The sequence below is a fragment of the Leptospira kemamanensis genome (assembly GCF_004769665.1).
Classification (GTDB): domain Bacteria; phylum Spirochaetota; class Leptospiria; order Leptospirales; family Leptospiraceae; genus Leptospira_A; species Leptospira_A kemamanensis.
Genome location: NZ_RQGG01000019.1, coordinates 62,477 through 89,023, shown reverse-complemented (window position 1 = coordinate 89,023; position 26,547 = coordinate 62,477). Strand labels below are relative to the sequence as shown.

At 40.2% G+C, this 26,547-nt stretch carries 26 protein-coding genes and 1 tRNA gene; 15 read left to right on the top strand and 12 right to left on the bottom strand.

Annotation, left to right across the window (positions count from 1 at the left end):
• Window positions 1-29 precede the first annotated feature (29 nt).
• From EHQ59_RS08015 to EHQ59_RS07995, 5 genes are read right to left on the bottom strand one after another with little or no spacing between them, the layout of a single operon-like run.
• Window positions 30-803 carry a hypothetical protein gene (locus tag EHQ59_RS08015; RefSeq protein ID WP_135619083.1) on the bottom strand — a complete coding sequence of 258 codons (774 nt, stop codon included), beginning with the start codon at window positions 801-803 and terminating at the stop codon, window positions 30-32.
• 17 nt (window positions 804-820) lie between these two features.
• On the bottom strand, window positions 821-1,330 hold the full coding sequence (locus tag EHQ59_RS08010; RefSeq protein WP_135619080.1) for a TlpA family protein disulfide reductase: 510 nt from the start codon (window positions 1,328-1,330) through the stop codon (window positions 821-823).
• A 5-nt stretch (window positions 1,331-1,335) separates the two neighbouring features.
• Window positions 1,336-2,235, bottom strand: coding sequence for a decaprenyl-phosphate phosphoribosyltransferase (locus EHQ59_RS08005; RefSeq protein WP_135619078.1), 900 nt, complete (start codon window positions 2,233-2,235; stop codon window positions 1,336-1,338).
• Window positions 2,232-3,245, bottom strand: a complete 1,014-nt coding sequence (locus tag EHQ59_RS08000; protein ID WP_135619161.1) for a hypothetical protein — start codon at window positions 3,243-3,245, stop codon at window positions 2,232-2,234. Before EHQ59_RS08000 ends, EHQ59_RS08005 begins: the two co-directional genes overlap by 4 nt.
• 60 nt (window positions 3,246-3,305) lie before the next feature.
• Window positions 3,306-4,832 carry a TrkH family potassium uptake protein gene (locus tag EHQ59_RS07995; RefSeq protein WP_135619076.1) on the bottom strand — a complete coding sequence of 509 codons (1,527 nt, stop codon included), beginning with the start codon at window positions 4,830-4,832 and terminating at the stop codon, window positions 3,306-3,308.
• A gap of 126 nt (window positions 4,833-4,958) precedes the next feature.
• Between EHQ59_RS07995 and fusA the strand changes: the two genes are divergently transcribed.
• The 7 genes from fusA to prmC all read left to right on the top strand — a co-directional run bounded on the left by fusA (window position 4,959) and on the right by prmC (window position 11,736).
• Window positions 4,959-7,076 (top strand): elongation factor G, encoded by a 2,118-nt coding sequence (fusA, locus tag EHQ59_RS07990; RefSeq protein WP_135619074.1) that lies wholly within the window; start codon window positions 4,959-4,961, stop codon window positions 7,074-7,076.
• A gap of 101 nt (window positions 7,077-7,177) precedes the next feature.
• Window positions 7,178-7,819, top strand: coding sequence for an LIC_10271 family cell wall hydrolase (locus EHQ59_RS07985; RefSeq protein ID WP_135619071.1), 642 nt, complete (start codon window positions 7,178-7,180; stop codon window positions 7,817-7,819).
• Window positions 7,816-9,045 (top strand): amidohydrolase family protein, encoded by a 1,230-nt coding sequence (locus EHQ59_RS07980; protein ID WP_135619069.1) that lies wholly within the window; start codon window positions 7,816-7,818, stop codon window positions 9,043-9,045. Before EHQ59_RS07985 ends, EHQ59_RS07980 begins: the two co-directional genes overlap by 4 nt.
• 25 nt (window positions 9,046-9,070) lie before the next feature.
• Entirely contained in the window at window positions 9,071-10,123 is a 1,053-nt protein-coding gene (locus EHQ59_RS07975) for a tetratricopeptide repeat protein (protein ID WP_135619067.1), read from the top strand.
• 11 nt (window positions 10,124-10,134) lie between these two features.
• Entirely contained in the window at window positions 10,135-10,767 is a 633-nt protein-coding gene (locus EHQ59_RS07970; RefSeq protein ID WP_039928954.1) for a Crp/Fnr family transcriptional regulator, read from the top strand.
• Window positions 10,768-10,769: 2 nt separating this feature from the next.
• Window positions 10,770-10,842: transfer RNA gene (locus tag EHQ59_RS07965), tRNA-Arg, on the top strand.
• Window positions 10,843-10,848: 6 nt separating this feature from the next.
• A complete protein-coding gene (prmC, locus tag EHQ59_RS07960) occupies window positions 10,849-11,736 on the top strand; it encodes a peptide chain release factor N(5)-glutamine methyltransferase (protein ID WP_135619065.1) in 888 nt (295 codons plus the stop codon).
• On the opposite strand, the gene EHQ59_RS07955 is transcribed toward prmC, so the two are convergent.
• On the bottom strand, window positions 11,684-12,139 hold the full coding sequence (locus EHQ59_RS07955) for a MarR family winged helix-turn-helix transcriptional regulator (protein WP_135619063.1): 456 nt from the start codon (window positions 12,137-12,139) through the stop codon (window positions 11,684-11,686). The two genes, prmC and EHQ59_RS07955, sit on opposite strands and share 53 nt — an antisense overlap.
• Before the next feature lie 135 nt (window positions 12,140-12,274).
• On the opposite strand from EHQ59_RS07955, the gene EHQ59_RS07950 reads away from it, so the two are divergent.
• Window positions 12,275-13,129, top strand: a complete 855-nt coding sequence (locus EHQ59_RS07950; RefSeq protein ID WP_135619061.1) for an alpha/beta fold hydrolase — start codon at window positions 12,275-12,277, stop codon at window positions 13,127-13,129.
• A 156-nt stretch (window positions 13,130-13,285) separates the two neighbouring features.
• Here the strand turns inward: EHQ59_RS07950 and EHQ59_RS07945 are convergent, their stop codons facing one another.
• The gene (locus EHQ59_RS07945) at window positions 13,286-14,269 is read right to left on the bottom strand and encodes a malate dehydrogenase (RefSeq protein WP_135619058.1); all 984 of its coding nucleotides are present in this window, start codon (window positions 14,267-14,269) and stop codon (window positions 13,286-13,288) included.
• A gap of 31 nt (window positions 14,270-14,300) precedes the next feature.
• Window positions 14,301-15,350, bottom strand: a complete 1,050-nt coding sequence (locus EHQ59_RS07940; RefSeq protein WP_135619056.1) for a DsbA family protein — start codon at window positions 15,348-15,350, stop codon at window positions 14,301-14,303.
• Window positions 15,351-15,515: 165 nt separating this feature from the next.
• On the opposite strand from EHQ59_RS07940, the gene EHQ59_RS07935 reads away from it, so the two are divergent.
• Window positions 15,516-15,827, top strand: a complete 312-nt coding sequence (locus EHQ59_RS07935) for a hypothetical protein (protein ID WP_135619054.1) — start codon at window positions 15,516-15,518, stop codon at window positions 15,825-15,827.
• 2 nt (window positions 15,828-15,829) lie between these two features.
• Complete coding sequence (locus EHQ59_RS07930) at window positions 15,830-16,468, top strand: hypothetical protein (RefSeq protein ID WP_135619052.1); 639 nt, start codon at window positions 15,830-15,832, stop codon at window positions 16,466-16,468.
• Window positions 16,469-16,519: 51 nt separating this feature from the next.
• Here the strand turns inward: EHQ59_RS07930 and thrB are convergent, their stop codons facing one another.
• The 3 genes from thrB to EHQ59_RS07915 all read right to left on the bottom strand — a co-directional run bounded on the left by thrB (window position 16,520) and on the right by EHQ59_RS07915 (window position 20,264).
• On the bottom strand, window positions 16,520-17,473 hold the full coding sequence (gene thrB, locus EHQ59_RS07925; RefSeq protein WP_135619050.1) for a homoserine kinase: 954 nt from the start codon (window positions 17,471-17,473) through the stop codon (window positions 16,520-16,522).
• A 34-nt stretch (window positions 17,474-17,507) separates the two neighbouring features.
• Window positions 17,508-19,016, bottom strand: a complete 1,509-nt coding sequence (locus EHQ59_RS07920; RefSeq protein ID WP_135619048.1) for a phytoene desaturase family protein — start codon at window positions 19,014-19,016, stop codon at window positions 17,508-17,510.
• A 63-nt stretch (window positions 19,017-19,079) separates the two neighbouring features.
• Entirely contained in the window at window positions 19,080-20,264 is a 1,185-nt protein-coding gene (locus EHQ59_RS07915; RefSeq protein WP_135619045.1) for an acyl-CoA dehydrogenase family protein, read from the bottom strand.
• A 373-nt stretch (window positions 20,265-20,637) separates the two neighbouring features.
• On the opposite strand from EHQ59_RS07915, the gene EHQ59_RS07910 reads away from it, so the two are divergent.
• A complete protein-coding gene (locus tag EHQ59_RS07910) occupies window positions 20,638-22,110 on the top strand; it encodes an HD domain-containing phosphohydrolase (protein ID WP_135619043.1) in 1,473 nt (490 codons plus the stop codon).
• A gap of 1 nt (window position 22,111) precedes the next feature.
• On the opposite strand, the gene EHQ59_RS07905 is transcribed toward EHQ59_RS07910, so the two are convergent.
• Complete coding sequence (locus EHQ59_RS07905) at window positions 22,112-23,461, bottom strand: adenylate/guanylate cyclase domain-containing protein (RefSeq protein ID WP_208652342.1); 1,350 nt, start codon at window positions 23,459-23,461, stop codon at window positions 22,112-22,114.
• 84 nt (window positions 23,462-23,545) lie between these two features.
• On the opposite strand from EHQ59_RS07905, the gene EHQ59_RS07900 reads away from it, so the two are divergent.
• The 4 genes from EHQ59_RS07900 (at window position 23,546) to EHQ59_RS07885 (ending at window position 26,498) form a co-directional block, all read left to right on the top strand.
• The gene (locus EHQ59_RS07900; RefSeq protein ID WP_135619041.1) at window positions 23,546-24,382 is read left to right on the top strand and encodes a prenyltransferase; all 837 of its coding nucleotides are present in this window, start codon (window positions 23,546-23,548) and stop codon (window positions 24,380-24,382) included.
• A 17-nt stretch (window positions 24,383-24,399) separates the two neighbouring features.
• Window positions 24,400-24,699, top strand: a complete 300-nt coding sequence (locus EHQ59_RS07895; RefSeq protein WP_135619039.1) for an LIC10362 family protein — start codon at window positions 24,400-24,402, stop codon at window positions 24,697-24,699.
• A gap of 67 nt (window positions 24,700-24,766) precedes the next feature.
• Window positions 24,767-25,528, top strand: coding sequence for an electron transfer flavoprotein subunit beta/FixA family protein (locus tag EHQ59_RS07890; RefSeq protein WP_100727621.1), 762 nt, complete (start codon window positions 24,767-24,769; stop codon window positions 25,526-25,528).
• Between the two features lie 10 nt (window positions 25,529-25,538).
• The gene (locus tag EHQ59_RS07885) at window positions 25,539-26,498 is read left to right on the top strand and encodes an electron transfer flavoprotein subunit alpha/FixB family protein (protein WP_135619037.1); all 960 of its coding nucleotides are present in this window, start codon (window positions 25,539-25,541) and stop codon (window positions 26,496-26,498) included.
• The last annotated feature ends 49 nt before the right edge of the window (window positions 26,499-26,547 follow it).

Sequence of the window (26,547 nt, the reverse complement as noted above, 5' to 3'; positions counted from 1 at the left end):
GGGAGAGATATCTTTTTTTAGTGAATTCTTCATTCAAATAACAACATATCATCACTGGAAAGTTCCCCTGCCCCACGGTTAGGAAAAGCTTGTTCAAAAAATAAAGCTGCTAGTAAATCAAAGTCCTCATCTTCCTCTCGCCCTTCTAATTCCCAAAGTTCGTTCCTCCGTTTGATGAGAAGTGACACAGTTGCATCTTCTAAGGCAAAATCAATTTTCAAACGATTGAGGGTACGAATCCAATAATTCAAATTATAGATACTATAATCTCGAAAGTAAGTAAGACCTGCAATGGTGGGTTCATATTTAAGAAGTGCTTCAGTTAAGTAACAAGCAGTTTTTAAATCTTCGGTTGCACCAGTTTCTTTGTAGTTACGATAGATATGATGAATGGTTTCATGCATCGACATTGTGGAATGATAGGAATCTTCAATGAGGCGGATGGACTCAGGGTTCGATTCCATATACGCAAAGATGTCTACAATCTCACCTTTTTCCTTGGCTTCTTTTCTTGCTTTGTCAGAGGATTCTTCTGTGACCTCTGGATCCACAAGGTAAATAAATAGATATTTGGTTTCGAAAGCAAATCTGGATTCTTTGGGAATGTAATATTCAATCCAAATTGGTTCTTTGTAATAGTCGATGGATTCTTGGAAACTGAGTTCGGGAGTGACTTTGAGGGACTTTAGTTTTTTGACGTCATCAGTGATGACTTTTTTTCCTTCAACCCTGGTTTTACTTCGTTTGATTTGGCGAAGTTCCGACTTATTTAAAAGTGGCTTGGGTTTGAAGCTCGAGTCCATGTTATACTATCGACATTTTAAAAGAATCGCAAAAGAAAAGTGCGGATCCAAAATCCAATGGGACTCAGAATTCCAGAATCGGCAAATACAACCTTTCCCTCTCCATTCAAAAATAAGGTAGTGGGATAAGCAGAAACCCTCCACTCTTTTAACATCCGATAGTCTGCTGTGTATAGGGGACGAGAACTATCTTTAGAAAGATTGGCAAACATCTCTTTCATCTCGTCCGAATCCTCAGATTCCAAAACCGACAAAAACATCGTATCTTTTGGCAAAAACTTCAAATTGGCTTCGAGGATGGGGGCGTAGGCCTTACAAACCGTACACCAAGTCGCCCAAAAATAGACTACCTTGGGATGGCCTTTCCAGGAATTGGCCTCCGTTGGAGTGGTCGCTAAGGCTTCTATTGGGATACTAGGTCTTGTATCTCTTGCTTTGAAATAGGCAAAGCCCAGGGTCGTTGAAAAAAAGAAAACAAAGGCAAATACGACCTTCCAACCATAAGGCAACTGTTTCCAGAATTTCATCATCTCTACTGGTAGACTGGTGATTGGCCCGATAAGTTCCCAAACATTAAAAATAAGATGAGTATTAACCAAATCACACCCGAAACAAGAACACTGACATCTGTCAGAATGGCCCTTGTTGGGTTATGGCCCATATTTTTGATGTAGATAATATAGAGAGAACGAAAAATCGCATAGACCACAATCGGCACTGTATACACCATATAAGGTGTTCCTAAACTTTTGGCCGTTTCTGGACTCACTGTATACATCACATAACTAACAAGAGTTAAAGTGGCAACAACCGCCATCATCAAATCCAAAAATTCAATCGAATACTCTTCTAAAATTTTTCGGTGTTTGCCTGCCTCGTTTTTCAGGATATTGATTTCCCCTCTTCGTTTGGAAAATCCCCAGAATAGAGCTAACATAAAAGTACAAAGTAACAACCAATGGGAAAACTCAACACCAATGACAACGGCACCCGCAATCGCACGAAGTACAAACCCAATGGAGATACTCATTACATCTAAGATTACAATATGTTTTAAAACCTTACTATACAACATATTGAATAATAAATAAAAGATCGTGAGATAAAAGAAAATGGGAGAAAGTTTATAAGAACCAATGAGAGCAATGGGTAAAATTACCCCTGTAATGGCAAGGGCGATCCCAGAATCTAAGTCACCACTGGCAAGAGGTCTGTGTTTTTTTTCAGGATGTGTTGCATCTTCTTTTTGGTCGAGAAAATCGTTGAATACATACTGACAACTTGCCACCAAAGAAAAAAACAAAAACGCCAAACAAACTTTTGTTAGAGATGGGACATCAAAAATTCGTTTTGAAAAAATCAGTCCCGCAAATAAGATCACATTTTTGATCCACTGCGGGATCCTCATTAGTTTTAGGTATAGATATATCATTTTTTCTTCAATTTATGTGCTTCGATGTATTTCATCTTCATCTTAATTGTTTTGGCACCTTCCACTTGTGGGAAAACCAAAAGAATTTGTGGATCTCTACCGGTGGTCACCATTTCCACAAGTTCCCCAGGTTGTTGTTTGCCTGCCGTTTTGATATCAGTGATTTTCAAAAAGTCTTGGTAATCTTCTGGGAGAAGGTTTTGGCTTACGACGATTTTTTTGGTATATAAGCTTTTCCCTTTACCATCCAAAATTTGAAACTCATCCAAAACAAAATGAATCCCTCTTTGTTCTAACGGATCAATCCGAATCCCACCAAATTTTGCCATTGTTTCCGGTAAGGTAAATTCATACTCATTCCATTCCCCAATTTTTTGTTTGGATACAGGTAAGGAAACCATAGCCGACTCCGATGTTTGTGGGTGGTCTTTGTCGGCAAAACTATAAAGTTTGATGGATTGGTCTTTCATCACTGGGAATTTGTATTGGTAATAAAAAACACCAAACAGAGTCAAAGAAAGGACAGACGTGATGAAGATGATACGAATTTTACGAATGGATTTAAAATGATCCAAACTTGTGAACCATTTGGATTTAAACTCTGTTTTGGATTCCTTCACTAAAAAATCATAGGTCGATAGGCAAAACTCGAAAAGATCGTTGAACTTCGATTCGTCGGTGATCTCTTCTTTTGTATAGGTAGAAAGGAACTGAAATGCTTTTGTTTTCGATTCAGGGATCACAAACGTAGACAAATCCCCGTCCCAAGGGATTTGTTTGTTTCCTTTGAGAGATTGGTAGTAATTTACCAAATCATACACAAGGTATTTCATCAAAATATTTGCATCTTCTAATTTATCATTGGAAATCAGAATCTCAAGAGTCTCCAATCGAGATTCCATTTGATTTAGTTTATGTTTCTTTTCTTTTTTTTCTGCCTCAAACTGAGTTTCTTCTGGGCTCAGATTTGGGGATTTCCACTTCGAAAGCAAAATATCTTTGAACGTCATTTTCACAACTACCAATCCTTCTTGTACCTAAAATTACTAAAACTGCTTTTTTGTTCCATTTTACCCAACTTGGATTTTTACGCCGTCATCCACCGTTCCCATTTTTGGAACACCAGAATGGCCGGTTGCCGCAATGAGAACCGTAAAAATTCCAACACGTCCTACATACATCACTGCTGCATAAAATAGTTTTTCAATATCACCTAATTGGGAAGTTAGATTCAAACTAAAACCAACAGTGGAAAAGGAAGAAATCAATTCAAAGAAAATCACATGTAAGGAATGTTGATTTTGGTCTAAAATCCCGAGTAAAATGAATACAAATGCAAGAGAAACCGTTGCTAAAAAATAAACTCGAATCGCAACTGCCACGGAATTTTTGGATACCGTTTCTCCGAATAACATGACTGGTTTGGAGGGTTGGATTACGTTTTTTAAATACGCGAGTAACAAAACAAAGGTGGTAATTTTAATACCACCTGCTGTTCCTTGGGGACCACCACCGATAAACATGAGTACGGTGATAATGATGACAGTGGCATCATTCAAATGGCCTAAGTCCATCGTGGAAAAACCAGCTGTTCTAGAACATACCGACATAAAAAACGCATTCGAAATTTTATCCACAAATTCTAAATTATGAAATGTATGAGGATTACTTCTTTCTAAAAAATAGATTCCAACAAAACCAAAAAGAAGTAAAGCGAACGATCCGTACACCAACAGCTTGGATTGGATCCGAGTTGTTTCTCCTCGTAAGTGTTTGTTATATTCTTCGATTCGATTTTCTAATATGGCAGAAAACTGAGCTGGTAATAATAAAAACCGTGGTACATTTCCAGTTTTTAATGCTTTCTCCATCATCAAGGTCTCTGCGAGGACTTCAATCCGGTAAACAATACGAACAAAAATAGTAAGTAAAATCTTTTCCAGTAATATGATCACAGGAAATCCAATCCCTCCAAAGATCACAAGTCCAGAAACAATATAGAGGGAAAATGGATCCAGACGCAGTGCACTTAAATCATCCGTGATCGAAAAACCAGCATTATTAAAAGAAGAGACAGCTGTAAAAAGAGAATAAAACCAACGAGTATTTTCCCCTTCCACACCTTCTGGCATGTGAAGATACAAACCGATGGCTCCTAAGATTTCGAGTGTGAAAGAGATGTTGATGACCGAAAGCAAAATCCGGTTCACTTCATTGGTTTCCAATGACTCCGTTTCCGCTTGGGTGTCGATGGCCGCACCGACAAAGGCATTAAAGCGCGCATTTCTAGAAATCCCTTTGGAGATGAGAAATCCAACGATCACGGTAAAACTGATGATTCCGAGGCCCCCCAGTTGGATGAGAAATAACATGATCCAATGGGTGGAATGGTTGAGTCCCGAAAGGGGGACGGGAGAAAGACCCGTCACACAAATCGAGGAAGCCGAGAGGTAGAGACTATCCACATACGACAACTCCGCCTCCTCAGAAATATAGAGGGCAAGGGAGCCAAAAATAATGGCCGCAAAAAAACCCAGACATACCACACGGGCAAATGACAAGGTTTTAAAAAATCGTTTGAAACGAGCGATTGGCATATTTCCCTATTCTCTACTTTCTCCAGGATTTTCCCTCTAAGCAAAAATCCCAAGTACTTTACAAACGCAGTCCATCTCAGATTTTGGTAGAATCAATTCAACTTTAACCTTATTTTTGAGGAAAATATGACCTCTGCGACAGAAACTAAACGCGACCCTAAATTGGATAGAATCCGTAATATCGGAATCTCTGCCCACATTGACTCTGGAAAGACAACTCTTACTGAACGTATTTTATTTTATACGAACAAAATCCACGCCATCCACGAAGTACGTGGAAAAGACGGTGTGGGTGCCACTATGGACAGTATGGACCTCGAAAGAGAAAGAGGGATCACGATCCAGTCAGCGGCAACGTATGCCACTTGGAAAGACATCACGATCAACATCATTGATACTCCGGGCCACGTAGACTTCACGATCGAAGTAGAACGTTCCCTTCGTGTCCTTGACTCGGCGATTATGGTTCTTTGTGGTGTAGCGGGAGTTCAGTCTCAGTCTATCACCGTTGACCGCCAAATGAAACGTTACAACGTTCCACGTGTTGCCTTTATCAACAAACTCGACAGAACAGGTGCAAACCCATGGAGAGTGATCGATCAACTCCGTGAAAAACTCCACCTCAATGCCCACGCTGTACAACTTCCTATCGGACTCGAAAACGATCTGAAAGGGATTGTAGACCTCGTGGAAATGAAAGCGTATTATTTTGAAGGTCCTAACGGACAAGATATCAAAATCACTGACATCCCAGAGGAACTAAAAGACCAAGCGAACGAAAAACGTGAGGCCCTTCTCGATGCAGTGTCACTCTTCAGTGACGAACTCACAGAAGAGATGTTAGAAGGAACTCCTTCTGAAGCTCGTGTCAAAGAAGCAATCCGTCGCGGTGTTCTTGCACTTAAATTTGTTCCTGTGTTTATGGGTTCTGCCTTCAAAAATAAAGGAGTTCAAAGACTTCTGGATGGAGTAGCAGACTACCTTGCATCTCCTTATGATGTAGAAAACACAGCAAAAGAGATTGGAAACGAAGAAAACGAACTCATTTTGGATTCTGATCCAGAAAAACCATTAGTATGTCTTGCCTTCAAATTGGAAGACGGACGTTACGGTCAGTTAACTTACGTTCGTGTTTACCAAGGTAGACTCGAAAAAGGGATGACGATTTACAATTCATCTAACAACAAACGCCACAACATTGGTCGTCTTGTTCGTATGCACTCCAATGAAATGGAAGATATTTCCAAAGCGGAAGCGGGAGATATCGTTGCTCTATTTGGTATCGATTGTGCATCAGGGGATACATTCACTGATGGAAAAACAAAACTCACGATGGAGTCTATGTTTGTTCCGAATCCGGTGATCTCTTTAACCATCGAATGTAAAGAGTCAAAACAACTTCCAAACCTTGCGAAGGCTCTCAACCGATTCACAAAAGAAGACCCAACCTTCCAAACAGAAATTGATAAAGAATCTGGCCAAACCATCATCAAAGGGATGGGAGAACTCCACCTTGAAGTTTACATCGAAAGGATGAAACGTGAGTATGGTGTGGATTTAGTAACGGGAGCACCGCAAGTAGCTTACCGTGAAACCATCACAAAATCAGCAGAATTTGATTACACTCATAAAAAACAAACGGGTGGTCAAGGTCAGTTCTCTCGTGTGGCTGGTTACATTGAACCAATCCCACAAGAAGAAGGAAAAGATTACGAATTCGTAGATAAAATCGTGGGTGGATCCATCCCTCGCGAATACATCGGATCTTGTGATAAAGGTTTCCGTTCTTGTTTAGAGAGAGGATCTCTCATCGGATTCCCTATCATCGGAGTTCGTTGTGTAATCAATGATGGTGCTTACCATGATGTGGATTCATCTGATATGGCATTCCAGATTGGAGCTCGTTACGGATTCCGCCAAGGTTTTTCCAAAGCGGCACCCATCATCCTCGAGCCAATCATGCGCGTAGAAGTAGAAGGACCAACAGAATTCCAAGGTGCGATCCTTGCGTCTGTAAACCAAAGACGTGGTATGATCTTAAACACAACTGAAGAGAACGGTTATGCTAAAATTGAAGCAGAAGTTCCTCTTGCTGATATGTTTGGATACTCTACTGTGCTTCGTTCTTCTACCCAAGGAAAAGCAGAGTTTGCTATGGAATTCTCCAAGTATGCTCCTGTTCCAAGAAACGTAGCAGAAGAGCTGATGAAAAAATACAAAGTCAACAACAAAGACGAAGAGTAAAACTTCGTTTTTTAGTTTTGTTCTCTTTGGAAAAGGCGGGTTCTCCCGCCTTTTTTATTGCCCTCTCTCTTTTTCATGTCGATACTTGCCTTAGGGATTGTATGCGAAAACACCTTCTTACCCTTCTATTTTGTTTCTTTTGGATTGGTTTTCCCCTTGTTTCCAAACAAAATCCCAAATCCATTCCTCCGACTACATACAGAGTCATGAAAGGTGATTCTTGGTATGGCATTGCCCGCAAAATGAAGGTATCTCCCGATGCCTTGGCAAAGTTAAACGGAAGGACCATCACAGAAAATTTATACGAAAACGAAAAATTACGAATTCCCGGTTCCAAAGAATCCATCACCCTTTCTGCAGATACCAAGGTAAAGGAACGATTCGCTTATCCTCTTCATCCCAAAGAAAAAGTGCAAAAAAAATTCTCTGAACTCACCTATGACCCATACAAAGGCATACAATTCCGTAGAGGAAATTCCTCTCTCGTTCGAGCAAGCGCCAGTGGGAAAGTAGTTCACGCGGATTACATGGATGGGTATGAAAATTTTGTGATTTTGGAACATGAAAATGGACTCTATTCGGTTTATGGAAATTTAGAAAGGATTCAAGTCACAGAAGGACAACAAGTGAAAACAAAAGATCGATTGGGAATCCTTGCCAAAGACAAAGGACTTTATTTTCAAATCAACCAAAACAAATCCATTTTAAATCCCGAATTGGTTTTAGAACGGGGCGCTGAATGACAAGACCCATTCTACTACAATCAGCATCCCTTTATCAGAATGGAAAAATGGAAACCATGGATTTGCTTTTTTCTGGAGAAAAAATCACAAAGATGGAGTCCTCCATTCCTACTAACAAAGAAATGTTTACCATTTCCTTAGTTGGAAAAAAACTCTATCCAGGTTTTATCAATTCTCACGACCATCTTCTTGCTAGTTACTTACCCAAAGTAGGTGGAACAGAAAAACACCTATCTTGGTTATCCTATGATAATTTGTATAAAAGTTCAGGTGTCTTTGCAGAACGCCAACAAATTGATCCTGAAATTTTATATTACTTAGGTGCTTATAAAAATCTATTTGCAGGTGTCACATCTGTCTTCGATCACATTCCTCATTTTGTTCAAAATCCATTCCGTGGAATTTTACCAGTCAAATTGATTTCCGATTATAGCTTAGCACATTCGGTAGGAAATTATAGTTTGAATTGGGGAGAAGGTCCTGCATTAGAATACCGAATGGCAGAACATGCAAACCTTCCTTTTGTGACTCATCTTGCAGAAGGATTAGATGATGATTCTAAACAATCACTTCGTATGTTAGAAAAGATGGATGCTCTAGGGCCTCATTCTGTTTTAGTCCATTGTTTGCCATTTGGTCCAAAAGAAGCAGATAAAATCGCAGAAAAAGCCGCCTCAGTTGTTTGGTGCCCTACTTCTAACCTTCATATCTTTGGTAAAACTACCAACATCAAACTCTTTTTAGAAAGAGGAGTTAACGTTTGTTTGGGGACAGATTCTTCCCCAAGTGGATCCAATCATTTATTAGAGGAACTAAAAACAGCAAAATCCATTTATTTTGGATTATACGGTGAAGAGTTACCCGAAGAAACATTATTCCAAATGATTACGGAAAATCCAAGAAAAGCATTTCGAAAGGGAAATCCAAATTCTCTTATGCCTGGTCTGAGTTGTGATTTTGTGGTTGTGAATGATGGAAAAAAATCTTCTGAACTGAATGTATCCGATTTAAATTGGAAACACATTGATTTGGTTGTGATTGATGGTTATCCTATTTATGGATCCGTTGAATTTTTGTCACTCTTCCAAGAGTTTGGATTGGGTACAGAAGAATTTTCGATCGATGGGAAAAACATGTTGGTAGCAGGTTCGCCAAAAAAACTCATGAAACAAGTTTCTGACAGTGTCGGTTACAAAAAGAGTTTGGCTTTTTTACCTAATTTTTGAAAATGAAGCCCAAGCGAGGGATGAGTTGTCAGGTCCTATAGTACGAAATTACAAAGGTGGTTCGATTGTCTACTTCGAGAAAGATAAGGCAGAGGATATCTTTGTACTACAAAAAGGCCGAGTTGTACTAACTTATACCAATATCAATGGTGTGGAACTCAAAGAGGATGTCAAACTCGGTGAGTTTTTCGGTGTAAAGAGTGCCATTGGTCGTTATCCCAGAGAAGAAACGGCACAAGTGATCGGAGCGGCGACAGTTCTTGTCTTCAAAGTGCCCGAATTCGAAAAATTTGTCTCAGACAAAACCCATCTCATCATCAAAATGCTCAAAGTGTTCTCAAGCCAACTGCGGCAAGTGCACAGACAAGTTAGGGAAATCCTCGGACAAGGGGAAGCAAAGAACCCTGCGTTTGAACTCATGAATGTGGCCGAAGTATTTTATAAAAATGGAAACTTCGAACACGCAGCATATGCTTTTGAAAAATACATCCAACATTATCCGGACGGAATGTACATAGACCGTGCCAAACAACTCATCGATTTGGCTCGTAAAAAAACACCATTCCCTCTCACCATACAAGAGTTAGTTTACAAACCAGAACCAGGATCTCAAACGGGCAAACTGCAAGAGATGTTAAAAACTATGGCAGTGCCTGCCTCAAGCACAACATCCAGTGTGGATCCTAACTCCATCCTTTCTCAGTATGACAAAGCATCAACTCTCATGAATGCAGGAAAGTATGCGGATGCCATTGCTCTCTTTAAAATGGTTTCGGAACGCACTGACTCCGTTACCCAAGAAGAAGAACAGTTTGTGGAAAATTCTCTTTTTTACATGGGAAAATCTAGTTTTAAATCCAAAGACTATCCAAGTGCCATTTCTCATTTTTCTAATTTTATCAAACGTTACCCAAAAGGACTACTGCTCAAAGAGAACCTTTACCATTTGGCTCTTGCTACGGAAGCCTCAGGGGACAAAGAAAAAGCAAAACAACTTTTCCAAAAAGTAACACAAATGCCTCCGATGGATGACAGTATCTCAGAAGATGCCAAATCCAAACTCAAAGGAGGAAGATAGTGAACGACCAAATGTTAGAAGCAATGTTTGGAAAATTTGGAAAGGTCTTCCAACCAAACGAAGTTTTATTTTGTGAATATGAACCTGGGAATGATTTTTACCTCATCAAAGAAGGAAAAGTCAAAATCACAAAAACCATTGGAACAAGCATAAAAACCTTAGATGTTTTAGAAGCAGGTGATATCTTAGGAGAGATGGCTATTTTAGAAGAACAACCCAGGTCTGCCACTGCCATTGCGGTCACAGAAGTCAAAGCCCTCAATTTCAATCGTGCAAACTTTGAGATGCTGATGACAAAAAACCCTGCTCTTGCGATGAAATTATTACATATTTTTTCCTTCCGTATTTATGACCAAAAAAGACGCCTGATGATCTTACTTATGGATGACATTGTAGGAAAAGTATGTGACGTCTTTGTGATGTTATACGAGAAGCAATACAATAATGATGTTTATAACGAAATCATCCTTTCGGCTACGGTAGATGACATCGCTAATTGGTGTGCCCAACCTGTGGGCGAAGTCCAAAAAGTCCTCATGCAATATGTAAAAACTGGAAAACTTGACCTCTACCCGGACAAAATTGTTATTCACAATATCTCTGATTTCCAAAGGATAGTGAATCAGAAACGTAAACCTACGTAAAAGCTCCCATAGCTCAGGTGGATAGAGCACTAGTTTCCTAAACTGGGGACACAGGTTCGAATCCTGTTGGGGGCAAAGATTATGGCGGAACAACCAGGAACCTTACTGTATTATCTCAAACGATCTACCGAATTTCTCGAAAAAAAAGAAATTCCGAACCCTCGTGTGGATGCGGAGTGGCTTCTCTCTGACCTACTTGACCTTCCCCGCATCAAACTCTATTCTCAATTTGAAATGCCCCTTTCTCAAAAAGAAATCGATTTGTATCGGGAACGAATTGTAGAACGAAGCAAACGAAAACCTGTCGCATATATCACTGGGAAAAAAGGATTTCACCAATTTGATTATTTTGTCTCGGAAGATGTTCTCATTCCAAGGCCTGAAACAGAAGAACTGGTTGATTATCTATTCAAACAAAAAGAAACACTAAAAGAAGAATTTCCAGAGGGAATTCAAATTTGGGATTTGTGTTCGGGAAGTGGATGTATTGGGATCAGTTTAGCACAACTGTTAAAACCAAATACAGTTGTATTATCCGATATTTCAGAAAAAGCCATTGGCACAAGCAAACTAAATGCAGAAAAATATAACCTAACAGATATTCAGTTCTATGTAAGCAATTTAGATGAATCACTCCCAAATGATTTACAATTTGAAGTGATTGTCTCCAATCCTCCTTACATTCCTGAATCGGAAAAAGAGGACATTATGCCTGATGTGTTAGACTATGAACCACATTTGGCTTTATTTGTATCAGACATCATTGGCTTTCACCGCAGTCTTTTTTCCTCCGCCAAACAACGCATAAAACCAGGTGGTTGGTTCCTTTTGGAAACCCATCCATCATACATACAAGATTTGGAATCATTGGCGTTGTCGATGGGATTTCTCTCCCCAAAACGGATTTTGGATAGTTCTAAGAAAGAACGTTTTTTGTTTCTGAAAACTGAACGCCAGATTGAATCTTAAACAGTAGTAAAAATAATTCCTTCTCGTTTTCAACACTCAAATTCCGTTTAAACACCTCATCGGCCCCTCTCACCACAGGGATTCCCTTCTCCCAAATGGATTTTCCTTTGGTTGTGAATTTTAAAAACACAATCCGTTTGTCTTCCTTGTTTTGTGTTCGTTTCACCCAACCTTTTTTCACCCAACCATCCACTAACCGTGAAATGGTGGTTTTGTCTTTTCCTAACCTGTCACTCAGACTTTTTTGGTTTGTACTTTCTTTTTCCATCAAGGGGAAAAGTTGAATCCAATCTTCAAACCGCATCCCTATCTTTTGGGATTCAAATTCATTGGAGAGAAATTTTCGCATGAGAAGTAAGGTTTCACTCAATTGGATGCCTAAAAAAGATAAAATCTCATTCATTTCTCAAGGGAAAATCACTCTAGAAAATTTTGCAAGTTTTTTAGTTGCAGACTACAACCATATAGTTGTATATTGCAACTATCTAGCTTTTTACAAAAGGCAAACTGGAATCAAATAAAAAAATGAGGGAATGTTATGGAGTGGAAATACCTAACTATCGAACGAGATGGATTTTCGTTTTTAGTTGCAAGGAATCATATAGAGGGGCCCCATTTGTTTTGGCTCGGCAGTGCCTTATATTATCCAAGAGTGATCCGAGAGTCTCTTTTTTCTCGTTACAACATCACCATTGTGGATCACAGAGGATTTGCTAAACAGATCTCCCCAAGAGAAGAGTCGGAAAACCTTTACCACTTAGAGTCCATCCTTTCCGATTTTGCCTATTTCCAAGACTATTTGGAAATTCCAACCTGCACAGTCCTTGGTCACTCAGGACACGGATATATGGCACTTACCTATGCGGCCAGATTTCCAAAACAGGTGAGTGAACTTGTGATGGTTGCCACAGGCCCAAGCCATGGAGCACCACTTGCCGAACGAGATGTGTATTTCGAACGAATGGGATCAGAGGAACGAAAGGTAAAACACAAAGAACTTCAATCCTCGTTCCAAAAACAAATAGAGTCATATCCAGAAGGACTTCCTAATTTTTTCCAATTGTATTGCACAAGCCAAGATGCTTTGGGATTTTATGATCTAAAAACCAATTCTATACCCTTTTGGGAAGGAGTGAGAACCAACAAACTGGCGTTTGACTATCTATTTGGAAAGGTTTTTGCCGAAATCCAAGTGGAAGATTATTTATCGAAAGTTTTTATTCCGACAAAACTCATTTTAGGTCAGTACGACTTCCAAGTGGCACCATATTATACTTGGGATCCCATATTGGCAGAATTTCCAAACGTGAAACGAGTGGTGATTGACCAAGTAGGCCATTTGCCATTTTACGAAGACTCAAATCAATTTGTCCAAGTGATGGATTCGGAATGAAGACTGCGAAAATCAGTTAGTTTGTTTTTCGGAAATACCAAAACTCTGACACCAAATAATCATAAAAAAAGCCCACTTGCAATATTTGACCAAGTGGGCTTCGAATTAAGAAAAAATCCCTACAAGTCAATTCTGTAGGGAGTTTCTGTTTGGTTTTTAACCTAACATGTCTTTTACTTCGTTTCTTTCTTCTTTTAACTCATTGTGAGTGATATCAAATTTTTCTTTTCCGAACGCATTGATTTCAAGACCTGTTACGATCTCTACTTTTTTTCCATCGGATTTGAGTGGGTAACCAAAGATAAGACCTTTGTCTACACCATACTCACCATTGGAATGACAAGCAGCACTGAACCAATCTCCTGGTTTAGTTGGAGTCACAATATTATGCACTGTATCCACAACAGCATTGGCAGCGGATGCAGCAGAAGAAGCTCCTCTTGCAGCAATGATGGCCGCACCACGTTTTTGTACGGTAGAGATAAAATCACCCTTTAACCAAGCTTCGTCACTGATGAGGTCCGTTGCTGGTTTTCCTTTGATTTTTGCATTGTAAAAGTCAGGGTATTGTGTTGCCGAGTGGTTTCCCCAAATTGCAACATTGGATACATCTTTTACAAGAACTCCCGCTTTTTGTGCTAATTGAGTTTTGGCACGATTTTCATCAAGGCCTGTCATCGCAAACCATCTGTCAGACGGAACACCTTTTGCGTTGTTCATCGCGATGAGAGCGTTTGTGTTACAAGGGTTACCTACAACGAGAACTCTTACATCACTTGCTGCATTTTTTTCGATCGCTTTTCCTTGCGTTGTGAAAATACCACCATTGATTTTTAGAAGGTCTCCCCTTTCCATTCCAGCTTTTCTTGGAACAGATCCAACAAGAAGTGCCCAGTTGATGTCTCGGAACGCTTCATCTAAACTAGAAGTGACAGTGACTTTCTCGAGTAAAGGGAAAGCACAATCATCCAATTCCATAATGACACCTTTGGCTGCAGGAAGAGCTTGCTCTAATTCCAATAACTGGAGTTCTACGGCTGTGTCAGGTCCAAACATTTGTCCTGAAGCGATACGAAATAAGAGTGCGTATCCGATTTGTCCGGCAGCACCTGTTACAGCAACTTTTACTTTTTTGCTCATATTATTTTTCCTTTTCTTTGTTAATCAATCATTATTGTTTCAATTCTTTTTGGATGATCTCATCAAAGCTTTCAAATGGTAAGGCACCTGAAACAAAGATCCCATTGATAAAAAAAGCAGGAGTTCCGCTGACACCCACTTTCTGACCATCTTGGATATCGGCTTCGATTTCGCTTTTTAATTTTCTTTGGTCTCTCATACAATTTTGGTATTTTGCTTTGGAAACTCCTGTTCCTAGAACAAGGGAATCCACATTGGATTTACCTAAGTTACCACTGTTTTCAAATAAAACATTGAACACTTCCCAATACTTGCCGTCTTCCACAGAACAATTGGCTGCCATATGTGCATACATAGCATCTTGGTGAAATGGAAGTGGGAAGTCGCGGAATACCCAACGAATTTGACCTTTGTATTTTTCACGGAGTTGTCTGTTTACATCTTGGCTTCGTTTGCAAAATGGACATTCAAAATCTGAAAATTCGATGACAGTGATTTTAGCATCTTTTGGACCAATACTTGGATTATTTTTTTCATCTACCGTCACACGAACGATATCTGGTTCTTTGATGAGAAAATCCACTGGGTATTTTGTAATGATCTCTCTGTATTTATTTCTGCTATGTTCTTGTTCTTGTTGGTTTTTCAGAAATCCCACAATTTTTTCTCTAGTTTCGGCAAGGGACTTTCCACCTAACTGATCTTTGTTGGACATGTAAACATTTAATACATCTTCATCAGATGGTTCTCTTGCCACAAAACCTTCGTTTAAAACATCCGATGGTTTTATATTTTTTTCTTTAGCAACCAGTTCAAATAATTTGTCCTGCGCAAATTCTCCAAATGTGTTTTTGAGTAGGGATTTGTATTCAGATTGGAATTTGGAATACGCTATGGGAGATGACTCTCTGACATCGCTAATGTCGTATTTTTTTCCGCCGATGCTGACTGCATCTTGGGTGATGTGTTCTTTCACAAAGGAGGGGACACTGACAACGAATAACACGGCAAATAGGAAATTCGTTACCATGAAGATTTTGGAGATGGGGTTAGCCATCCAAGATTTAAAATTATTTTCCATCTCTGCCAGCTTCCCGCCCATAAAGCGGGCAATCAAACGGAAAAATCCTAAAAAAATCTTCGATTTTCGCTAAAGCGAACTGGGAAAAGACCGAAAATCTGAGGGAGGGAAAAGGAAAGTTTTTTCTCAAATGAGATCGATCCTGAACACGGAGGTTTGGGAATTATGAATACAATCAACACCCAAGGGAATGTCCACCAATCCGTTCCCCCTACTTTGCCAACCCAAACAGGGAAACAATCGGAGGAAGGAAAGGATTCTCTCCCCCAAAAAACAAACGAAAGAGTGGTAAAGGCAGAAACCAAAACAGAGCCGAAGGTAAAACCAGAGGATTTGGTTCTAAAACCGACTCCTGCTTCCTTGGAAGAAAAACTAAACCAAATCATTTCTCCCGAAGAAGTGAAAGATTTACTTTCTCTTGTGACAAGGACTCCTCTACCCGATTCTAATATCCATAAGGTTGATACAAAAAGGTAATTTTGTATTTAAGCATTGCCATCTTAGATAGTTTTGTCCTGGTCCTCAGTGGAGTGTTAACCATCTCCGTCTTAGGACTAGGATTTGTTGTGTACAACCAATTCATTCATCCCATATTTCTCCGTAAAGAATCGGATCGGTTTATCCCCGTCCAAACTGGTGATAAATACGATTTAGTTGTGGATGAACTCTCGCGTTTTGCCAGTTTTCATGTCGGTTGTAAAACAGGACAACTGGCTACGCGTTGTAATGCCATCACAGAAGACCACCTCATCTTCCAGTTTAAAAAAAGTAGAGATAGCGAAGATTATACGATCACTGTTTTAAAAAATGGACCAAGTTTCTACAAACCTCCACGAATGGAACATTATGGAAAAATGGAATCCAAAGAAACGTTTGATTCCTATGAAATCATTGGCCACCCTGCCGAATTTCGGATCTCTGATAAAATTGCAAAAGACCGGATGGTAAATTTTATTGAGATCTCCCTCACATCCTCTTTTTATTTCAACAGGTCGGGAAAGGAAAGGATGAAGTTTACATTTGAAGTGGGAAAAATCCAACCAGGGATCAACAGGAAAGTTCGTTTTAGAGGGGACGTGTATGGTTTTGGAAAAGAAGAAGGAGCAGACGAAGACTAAAAAAAAATTGTTCTCCGAAAGTTCCAAGGTTTGGAAATCACATTCCCTTTGTTATTTGACCTGAATTCTCACACCCATTCCATCTGGTTTGACCCGACGAAACTGGTAACGAATCCCCGCTTCCATCATCACTTTTTCTACTTTTCTTTCCAATTCGGTTTGTTTGGTTTTAACCACTTTCCGTTCCAAAAAGAGTAATAAACTCGGCCCTGAACCAGACAAACAATATCCAATCCCTTCTTGTTTTAAGGTATCTGCCAAAGGATACAGTGGAGAAGAACTGGGAATTCGATACGGTGTGTGCATCTTATCTTCCAAACCTACCAATAGGTCACCAAACTTCCGTTTGTCCAAAAAATGCATCCAAGCCCCAATTCGAGACAAGTTAAAAATCACATCCGACGTTACATAGGACTTAGGAAGTGTTTTTCTCGATTCTTCGGTGGAAACTGCAAATTCAGGAGTGAGAACAAAAATGGCAACAGAAGATGGGAATTTTTTACGAAAATAACGGATAGGTTCACCAAACGTGGAGTATGCGAAAACAAAACCACCTAGGTAAGCAGGTAAGGTATTATCAGGATGGCCTTCAAACTCTGCTAGATATTGTATAAATGCCTGCTCCGTAGGAAGACTTTCTTTATCCAAGCGTTTGTGCACTTCTTTTGCTAAACTGAGTCCAGCAACAATGGCAGAGGCGCTAGAACCAAGTCCTCCCTTTAAAGGAAGAGCCAACGTCATTTTACAATGATAAGCTGGGATATCCAGACCTGGTGCAAATTTTGAAAAATAAGAACGATAAGACTGTTCTACCAAATCTTCCTTTTTGGAAAACGGGAGAGGGTTTCCATTTTTTAATTCATTTTTTGTTTCTGTAATTTCTTTGGAGAATTGGAATTCAAATTCATTGTGAAGATCAAGGGCTAGGCCCATTAGGTCAAATCCAGGTCCTAAATTGGCGGATGTCCCTGGAACTTGGATGTGAATCTTAGGAAGGCGAACCATCGTTTCGCCCAGGCTCCTAGATTCGGTTCGGAAATCAACCGAACTTTCCTTCCATATATCGTTCCACCGTATGTAAGCCACCGAGAACCACTGCAGGAATTCCTTGCCCAGGATACACCGTATCTCCCGTTAACAAAAGATTGGGATCTTCCGAACGATTGGAAACCATCCGAAAGGGATTCAAAAAATACGAGGATGGAATTCCCCCCACTCGCCCCCATTTCCTTCCCGTCCAGGTTTGCCATGTAACAGGCGTTGCAGAGTGACTAAAAACAATCATTTCCTTTGAAAACCAAGGAAATGTTTTTTCTAGGGTGCGTATGAGGATGGATTCGATTTCTTTTTTCTTTCGTGGATAACTCTCATCCCGTTTCCAAGTTTCGGGACTAGCGATATGGGTGGAGAGAGAAAGAATTCGAATTCCCTCTTTCGATCGTATGGGGTCTTCTGGGTGAGACATCGAAACAAACACAGAATTTCCACCTCCGTATGGCAGTGCCTCTTCCAAATGGATTTGGTGGTGGAGGCATTCTCTGTCTTGCAATCGAAGGTCTGAATCCATTCGAAGGGCAATCCCCATGGTAAACGCACCCCAAATACCTTTTTCCATTGCATTTGATTTTTTTTGGAGTCGGGGTAAGGAGTCGGTAAGATTCACTAAGTTCCAAATTGGAAGATTCGAAACAAGAACCTGAGCGTGGAAGACTGAATCTTCCTTATGTTTTGTCATCACTTCCCAATGCGAGGACTGATTTTTCAGTTTTGTTATATTCACAACCTCTTGTTTCGAAAGAAACTCTCCACCTAACTCTTGCAAACGAGAGATCAGAACATGGGAAAGTTCCACCATTCCACCTGAAACCACATAGTTTTGTAAATTGGGGTATGTTAGGCCAGCTGCCGCCATCGAAAATGGAGCATTTTCCGATGTGGTTTGGTTTGTGATGAGAAGTTGTTCGTCTATAAACCGTATCCATTCCGGATTCCCATGCAGACCACAAATCTTTTGTACAAATCGTACGGAAAAAAAAGAAAGAAAAAACACGACTAAATCCAAAGGACGAAAGACGAGTAAGGTTTTCCAAACATCGCGAACATACCGAAAGGGAAAAAATTTGTATCGGCCTGACAAATCCCAAACCTTATCGGATAGAAAAAAACAAAGTTTCCAAAAGAATTTCATACGGAAACCACCACCAAACACTCGTATAACTTCTTTCATCCAAAGTTGCCTATCCTTATATCTTTCGATTCTGTGATTCCCTAAGTGTACCACCATGGAGCGTTCGATGGGAAGGAGTGGAAATTGGACACCTAGTTCTTTGACAAGACGGTCCATAGGAAGGCCAGGTTCAAAACCCACAAGGGTAGTTGCTCCTGATTCAAACAGGTATCCCTTTTTTAAAAAACTAGAAGCACAACCACCAGGAGAGATACTTTTTTCGAGGACTAAAACTCGTTTGCCTTTGTTTGCAAACGAAAGCGCAGCAGTTAAACCCCCAAGCCCTGAACCGAGGACAATGACATCCCATTCTCTTTCCATGTAACCAGTAGACTGATTCTGAAAATTGAATGGGAAAAAGTTTTACCTATCGCTCGGAATTCCTCACTCCGACCATAGTTTTTTTAAGTCACTGGCAATGTTTTTTTGCATGGCTTCGTTTGTTCCTCCACCAATGCTCAGTAGAATCGCATCCCTGTGGAGTCTTTCTACTGGGTATTCACGACAATACCCATAACCGCCTAATACTTGTATAGCGTTTCTAGAAACTCGTTCTGCCATTTGTGTGGCTACAAGTTTTGCTGAAGCCGCACCAAGGGAGTTACGAACATCGGGTCCAAGCTCACTTGCCACTTGGTAAACGAGGGCTCTTGCGGCTTGGTAGTCTGCATACGACTCTGCAACCAATCTTTGGATTTGACCAAATTCCATCAGTTTTTTCCCAAAAGCTTCCCTATGGCGAACGGTATAATCACACATAATGTCCACACAACGACGAGCAATCCCAAGAGACTGTGCAGCGAGCGTCACTCGTTCAATTTCTAAGTTTCGCATCATATGGGTGATGGCACCGTTTTCAACTCCCAAAAGATTTTCCTCTGGAACTTCCATATCTTCAAAAACAAGTTGTGTGGTTGGAGAAGAACGCATTCCCATCTTTTCTTCTTTTTTTCCGACCGAAAAACCTTTGTAAGACGACTCGATAATAAAGGAGGTCATTTTTTTAGCGTTTTTCTCTAACTTGGTATATAAGACGAACACTTGGCCTACGGAACCATTGGTGATGTATTGTTTGACCCCGTTAATGATATAACGATCTCCCTTTTTCACAGCATGAGTTGCCATCCCCAAAACATCTGTTCCCGCACCAGGTTCCGTCATACCCATCCCACCAATCCATTCACCAGTGATGACTTTGCTCAAGTATCGACTGCGCTGCGACGGATTCGAACTATAAAAGAAATTATTCACAAATAGAACTTCATGAGCCAAATACGATAACGTAAACCCTGGATCAAAACGACTCATCTCTTCATGAATGATTACGGAAGCAAGTGGATCGAGTCCGTGGCCCCCCTCTTCCTCTGGAACTGTAATCCCAAAAATTCCCAATTCCGATCCCAAACGTTTGAACAACATTTCATTAAACGATTCAGTTTCATCATTTTCCTTTGCTTGTTCATCAAGTTCACGTTCTGCAAAAGAAGCAACAGACTGCCTTAGGCTTAAGTGGTCATCTGTTGGATTGAATAAATCATAAGAAGATTTTTTGGTCGTAACAATACTCATAGAGAAGATTTTTTCGTACTTTTCCTGAAACTGTAAACGAAAAAATCAGAGGGAAATGCACTCAAATGTTCCAATTTGTCTCAAAAACGAACGTTCTTTTTCCGTCCCAACCAAAACAGTCACCGAACCTTTAGTAGATAATCTAACATTAATTAGCAGATGTTTCGAAGATGACACATCTATATACGATTCGTTTCAAAACTAATTGGAAACGAAACATCCACTACTTTAGATTGGGATTACTACTTACGGAAATTCCCTAAAAACTAAAATGAAACTCAAAACTTGGGAATGAATTTACAAATTAAGGAATAGATACCATCATCGCCTAAACATTCATAAAGTTTATTACGTCGAATGAGTTTAGTTTCCAATGAGCATAAATGATACAAATATAGTACCTAGAGAAAAGCTCGCAAAATTTGAGTTAACCGAAGAATCACTCAATAGTTTTCGTAAAAACCAAAACATCCCACTCGATTTATACAATAAAGACGGACAAATTTTAATTCATAAAAAAAGAAACCCAACAGAAGCAGACTTCGGTAAACTTTTGAAATTTGAAATGCAAGGGGTTTACTTTCTTATCTCTGAATTAAAAAAAACAAAACCAAATGGTGCCGATAAACCTTACTTAGAACCAGGCCGAACTACCAAATTATTTGATATTGAAAAAACTTCCCGATTTGCCAAACAATCACAGGCGTTAATCGAAGATTTACGAAAAACTTCCTTTTCCTCTGACCAAGCTGTCTTTGTACAAAACTCAGTGAATGAACTTCTCACTGATTTTACAAGTAACCCAGACTTTGAATTAGGGATTTTTAATATATTAGAAATCTTAAGTGTAGCAGGTGTTTCGGTTGAGTCGGAACTTATGACCAAACGAACTGTGGTTGCTATGGGAATGAAGGTTCGCACCCGTAAGATTGTGAATGAAGGAAAAGAAGAATCCAATAAAAAAGACCATTTGAGCCTTATGATGGCAAGTTATCTGATGGATGTGGGTTATTCTAGACTCGAAGTCAAACAAACTCCCAAACTCACGAAAGAAGAATATGCAGTTGTCCAACAACACCCGATCATCAGTTATTTGATGACCCTTCCTGCTCCCGAAATAGAATCTCATGTTAGGACTCTGATTCTAAACCATCACAGGCCGTATCGTGGGAATGGTGTGAATAATAATTTCCCTGATCCAAGATCCCTTTTCACCAAACTCATGTCAGTTCGTGATAAATACAATAGAGAAGTCGGAAAAGAAAGGATCACACAAGACATCGAACTCCAATTACACTTACAAGAAAACAATGTCACCTCTTCCAGTTTTGAAGAAGACATTGCCATTCTTTCTTTAGCCAGTGAATATGCGTCTCTCACTTCCAACCAACCTTGGAGGCCAGCATTTAAATCTTCTACTGCTCTTAAAATGATCTTAAATGATTCGTTTTTTTCTTATAGCAACAAAAACATACGCCACCTACTGGATTATGTAGGAAGTTCTCTTACCAATAACGAAAACATCATCAATTTTGGCGACTTCGTGATCACGGCTTCTGTGGATTCGGAAAGACGTGCCCATTTTGATATTTGCTTAGTACTTGATGTAGGTCGTTACCAAACAAGACCCAAACTCCAAAGGATTTGTAGCATCAACCCGGTCTTCCAAAAAGGGATCAAATTCAAAATCGCTGATTTTGATTTGAAAAGTATCAAAATCGATCGAAGGAAAGCGATTATGGATCTTGCCTTACAAGCGGGCACCACAAGAGTGATTTATATCATCGATCCAGAACTGCACCCCGCCTTACACGATGCAGTTTATAAATTAAACCTAAATATCTAAATCACAGGTTTTGGTAGGCATACAAATGAATTTTTTGTTCCCTTCCAGGCAATAGAACATCTTCGTATTTTTTCCAAGCTTCTGGACAACCAATTTCATTCCATACAACTTCTGAAATGAGAAGTGGGGAACCAATTTGTTTGCATGCTGATTCAATCCGTGATGCAGTATTCACAGTATCACCTATTACCGTATATTCCATACGTTCTTCCGATCCAATGCTCCCACAAAACACTTCTCCAGAATGAATTCCAATTCCAATTTTGATTTCTACCTGGCCTTGGGCCTTTCGTTCCTCATTCCATAGCCTAAGTTCATCTAACATTGCCTTGGCGGCATTCACTGCATTTTTTGTATCTTCCCCAGGAACTTCCGAAGGTAAGGGAGTTCCGAAAGTCACCATCACAGCATCCCCAATGAATTTATCCAAACTCCCTTTGTTTTGGAAAATCACCCGAACCATTCGCCTTCGAAATTCGGTAAGAAAGATGGATAATTCTTCTGGATCAAGCAGTTCAGAAAATTGAGTAAACCCACGGATATCACTGAAAAGGACTGTTACTTGTTGGCGTTTCCCACGTCCAATCACCTCTGGATCAGAAACAATTTCCGATACCAAATCTGGCGAAAAGTAACGGGAAAGTGTCGTTTTTTGTGTTTCCGAAGCGGCAAACTTGAGTAACATCCGAAGGCTACGAAAGATTCCATACGAGATCGCAAAAACAAGGATGAGATATATCACTGGTTTGGAAACAAGAGCATCTAGTAAAATAATTTCATCACCTAACACATAACTTGTCCAATCCAAACTCACAACGGCATCTGGGTCATGTAAAGCGGCCGCAATGAAAGAATAATAACTGAGTAGAAAACAAACAAAGGAAAAGACAACAAGGGAAAATCGATATTGGAACAAACACAAGGAGAGTGGAAGTAGATAATAAATAAGGAGAGGTGTTTTCACCAAAAAATTGGGATTTCCATTCCCTTTGATCCAATACCAATTGAGGATGGTTATGGTAATCAAAAGATTGTCAATGAGTAGACTGATGTAGTCATATCTAGATTTCCATTTGTTATTCTTTTGTTTCAGAATATGCAAATGGATAAATGTATTGATGAAATAAACAGTAATGCCAATAAAATTAACCAAATACCCCCAAATGGTTTCAATATTGCTAATATTGGCAATGGCGCTCGCAATGAGGGCAAACCCAATCACATACCGAAACCGAACTGCAAAAAGAGCTCCCAGGGCCTCTTCTTCCGAAAGAAGCTCCGACATGTATTTGGGGAATTGGTCACGGATACAATATACAGAATAAATGGCGTTTCGAAGTGACCTGAACATTGCCATACATTTGAGACTGTGAAAGTTTTTGTGGCAAGGGAATTTTCTTTTTGCCAAAGGATTCCTTTGTGGTAAGAGTGAACTATGTTCCAAACAAAAGAACCCAAGTGGACAACTTGGTTCTTCCAATTTGTTTCGTATGGATCGTTTGATGTCGTTGTCTCTGTAGGGGCCAACCTCAGTTTTTTAAGTCACTACTACCAAACACCACTTCGAGTTTCCCAAATTCTCTTTTATCTCGTTTCCGTTTGGGGGCTCTATCTTTTGGATCATCTCTGGGATGCGAAAAAAGAAATCGGAACTCCCACACTTCGTTCCCTTTTTTTTGGGGAACACCAAACCAAAATCAAATGGATGATTGTATTTTCTGTCGTACTTTCTTGTAGTTTCGTTCTCGTTTGGGAATGGAAGTTTTTATTCGCAAACCAAATCTTTTTAATCTCTTTTGGGGTTATCCTACTTCTTGTTGTGAAACGACTCTCTCCCTTTCCCAAAGAAATTTTGGTTTCAGTATTTTATACCTGGGGAATCCTGCTTCCTTTTCCTATGGGAACTCATACTTGGTGGGTGGCTTTTTTATTTTTCCAACACGTCTTTGCCAATGTTTTATTCACTTACAATCTTGACCGGGATATAGACAAAAGCCAAGAGACCTTTGTCTTGAGTCGCTTTCTTTCGTTGGAACAGATGCAGTTTTTTTCACGAGGTTTCCTTGGTTTTGGACTTTTGTGTCTTTCGCTTTCGTTTTTTTTCCAAACCATCCCCTTGGTATTTTGTTTGGGACTCTGCCTTTCCTACCTTTGGTTACTCACCACATCCTTTCTGAAACAAAATGCAACCACCCTCAAATCCTTGGCAGAACTTTCGTATCTACCGATGTTTCTCCCACAGATCATTTTTTTCTTCTCTGGACTTCGCTAAAAAATAAGCTTGGGTTTATGTTCTTTCTTTTTTTGCATTTCTCTCTTTTCCTTTTGTTTAGCCTTCTTTACTGGTTTCGTTTCCGATCCGAAGTGACAGGTCCAAAAGGGAACATCCTTCAGGAAATCCAAACGGCAAGCACCCAGTGGAAATCCAAACCCCACCTCATCCTTCTCCTTGCCTTTGTACTTTTCCTAACCTTACCACTCACAATCGGATTCCAGTTCTATCTGCGAAGTGACGCCAACGTGCTTGTGGTCATCGTTTGGATCATTTGGGCTTACAATTGGAGCAAATACAGCTTCTTTCGAGAATAAATTACTTCCCTTATGACTTCCCTCTCGTTTTCTGGTCTAAGGTAATCCACGAAAACGGGGTTAAGGAATGAAAATTGTTGTTCTAGTAAAGCAGGTTCCGGATACGGAAACCAATATCAAGGTCGGTGACAAGTCGATCAACGAAGCTGGCGTAAAATGGATCATCTCTCCTTATGATGAATTTGCAATCGAAGAGGGAATCAGAATTCGTGAAAAAAGCGGTGGAGAAGTCATCGCAGTGTCCCTCGGCCCGGACCGTGTCGTAGAAGCACTTCGCACTGCCTACGCTATGGGTGTGGACAGAGCCGTTCATGTAAAAGTGGATGACTATGTAACTTTTGACTCTACATACACTTCCGAACTTCTTGCGAATTTCATCAAAGCTGAAAATGCAGATGTAGTGATCGGTGGTCGTCAATCCATCGATACTGACAGCTCACAAGTAGTTGTTCAAATTGCAGAGAGACTCAATGTTCCTCACGTTGCAATGGCACTCAAACTTGAGTTTGATGGCAAAAAAGTAACAGCAACTCGCGAGATCGAAGGTGGAACTGAAGTGGTTGAAACTTCTGCTCCTCTTGCCGTGACTGCGCAAAAAGGTTTGAACGAACCAAGATACCCAAGTTTAAAAGGAATCATGTCTGCGAAGAAAAAACCAGTCGATGTGAAAAAACCAGAGGAACTCGGTGCTACTGGATCCAAACTCGAAGTTGTTTCTCTTGAACCACCTCCTCCACGTATCGCTGGTCGAAAACTGGAAGCAGCAGATGCACAAGGTTTTGCATCTCAACTTGTAAAAGCTCTTCGCGAAGAAGCGAAGGTCATCTAAGGAGACGAACATGGCTGATGTTTTAGTAGTTGGTGAATTAAAAAACGGCGAACTTAAAAAAATCTCAAAAGAACTTACCTCTGCAGGTCGCAAAATTGCGGATGCAATCGGTGGTAAGGTTCATACTCTCATCATCACTGACAACGTTGACGCGTTTGCTGGTGATTTGAAAGCAGTTGGTGCTGATGCTGTGATTGGTGCAAACCTTGGTGAATTTTCACCAGAAGGTTATGCAAACGGAATTTTTGCCGTGATCCAAGAGAAAAAACCAGCAGTGGTTCTTATGCCACACTCTGCTCAAGGAAAAGAATACTCTGCAAGAGTCGCGATCAAAGCAAATGCGGGAATCGTAGCAGATGCAGTGGGTCTTTCTGTTGATGGTGGTAAAGTAGTAGCAAAAAAACCAATTTACTCTGGTAAAGCGTATGCGAACTTCAAAGTGTCTTCTGACATTCAAATGTTCACTGTGCGTGCCAACTCACAAGAAGTAACTCCAAAAGAAGGAGCAGGTGCGGTTGAAAAATCTGGTGCAGCTGCTGGCGAAGTGAGAACAAAATCACTTTCCAAAGACCTTTCTGGTGGAAACAAAGTGCAGTTAGCGGATGCTTCTATCATCGTATCTGGCGGACGCGGAATCAAAGGACCAGAAAACTGGCCAATCATCCAAGACTTAGCAGACACACTCGGTGCAGCACTTGGTGCTTCCCGTGCGACTGTGGATGCGGGTTGGATTTCTCACTCACACCAAGTAGGACAAACAGGAAAAACTGTCTCCCCTAACTGTTACATCGCTTGCGGAATTTCCGGAGCCATCCAACACTTAGCGGGTATGGGATCTTCTAAATACATCGTTGCGATCAACAAAGACGGAGATGCTCCGATCTTCAAAGTTGCAACGTATGGTGTTGTTGCTGATTTGTTTGAAGTAGTGCCTGCACTGACTTCTGAATTCAAAAAAGTATTGGGTTAATTCCCAATACGAACCATCTAACTTTGAGAAAATACCTTCTCAAAATCCA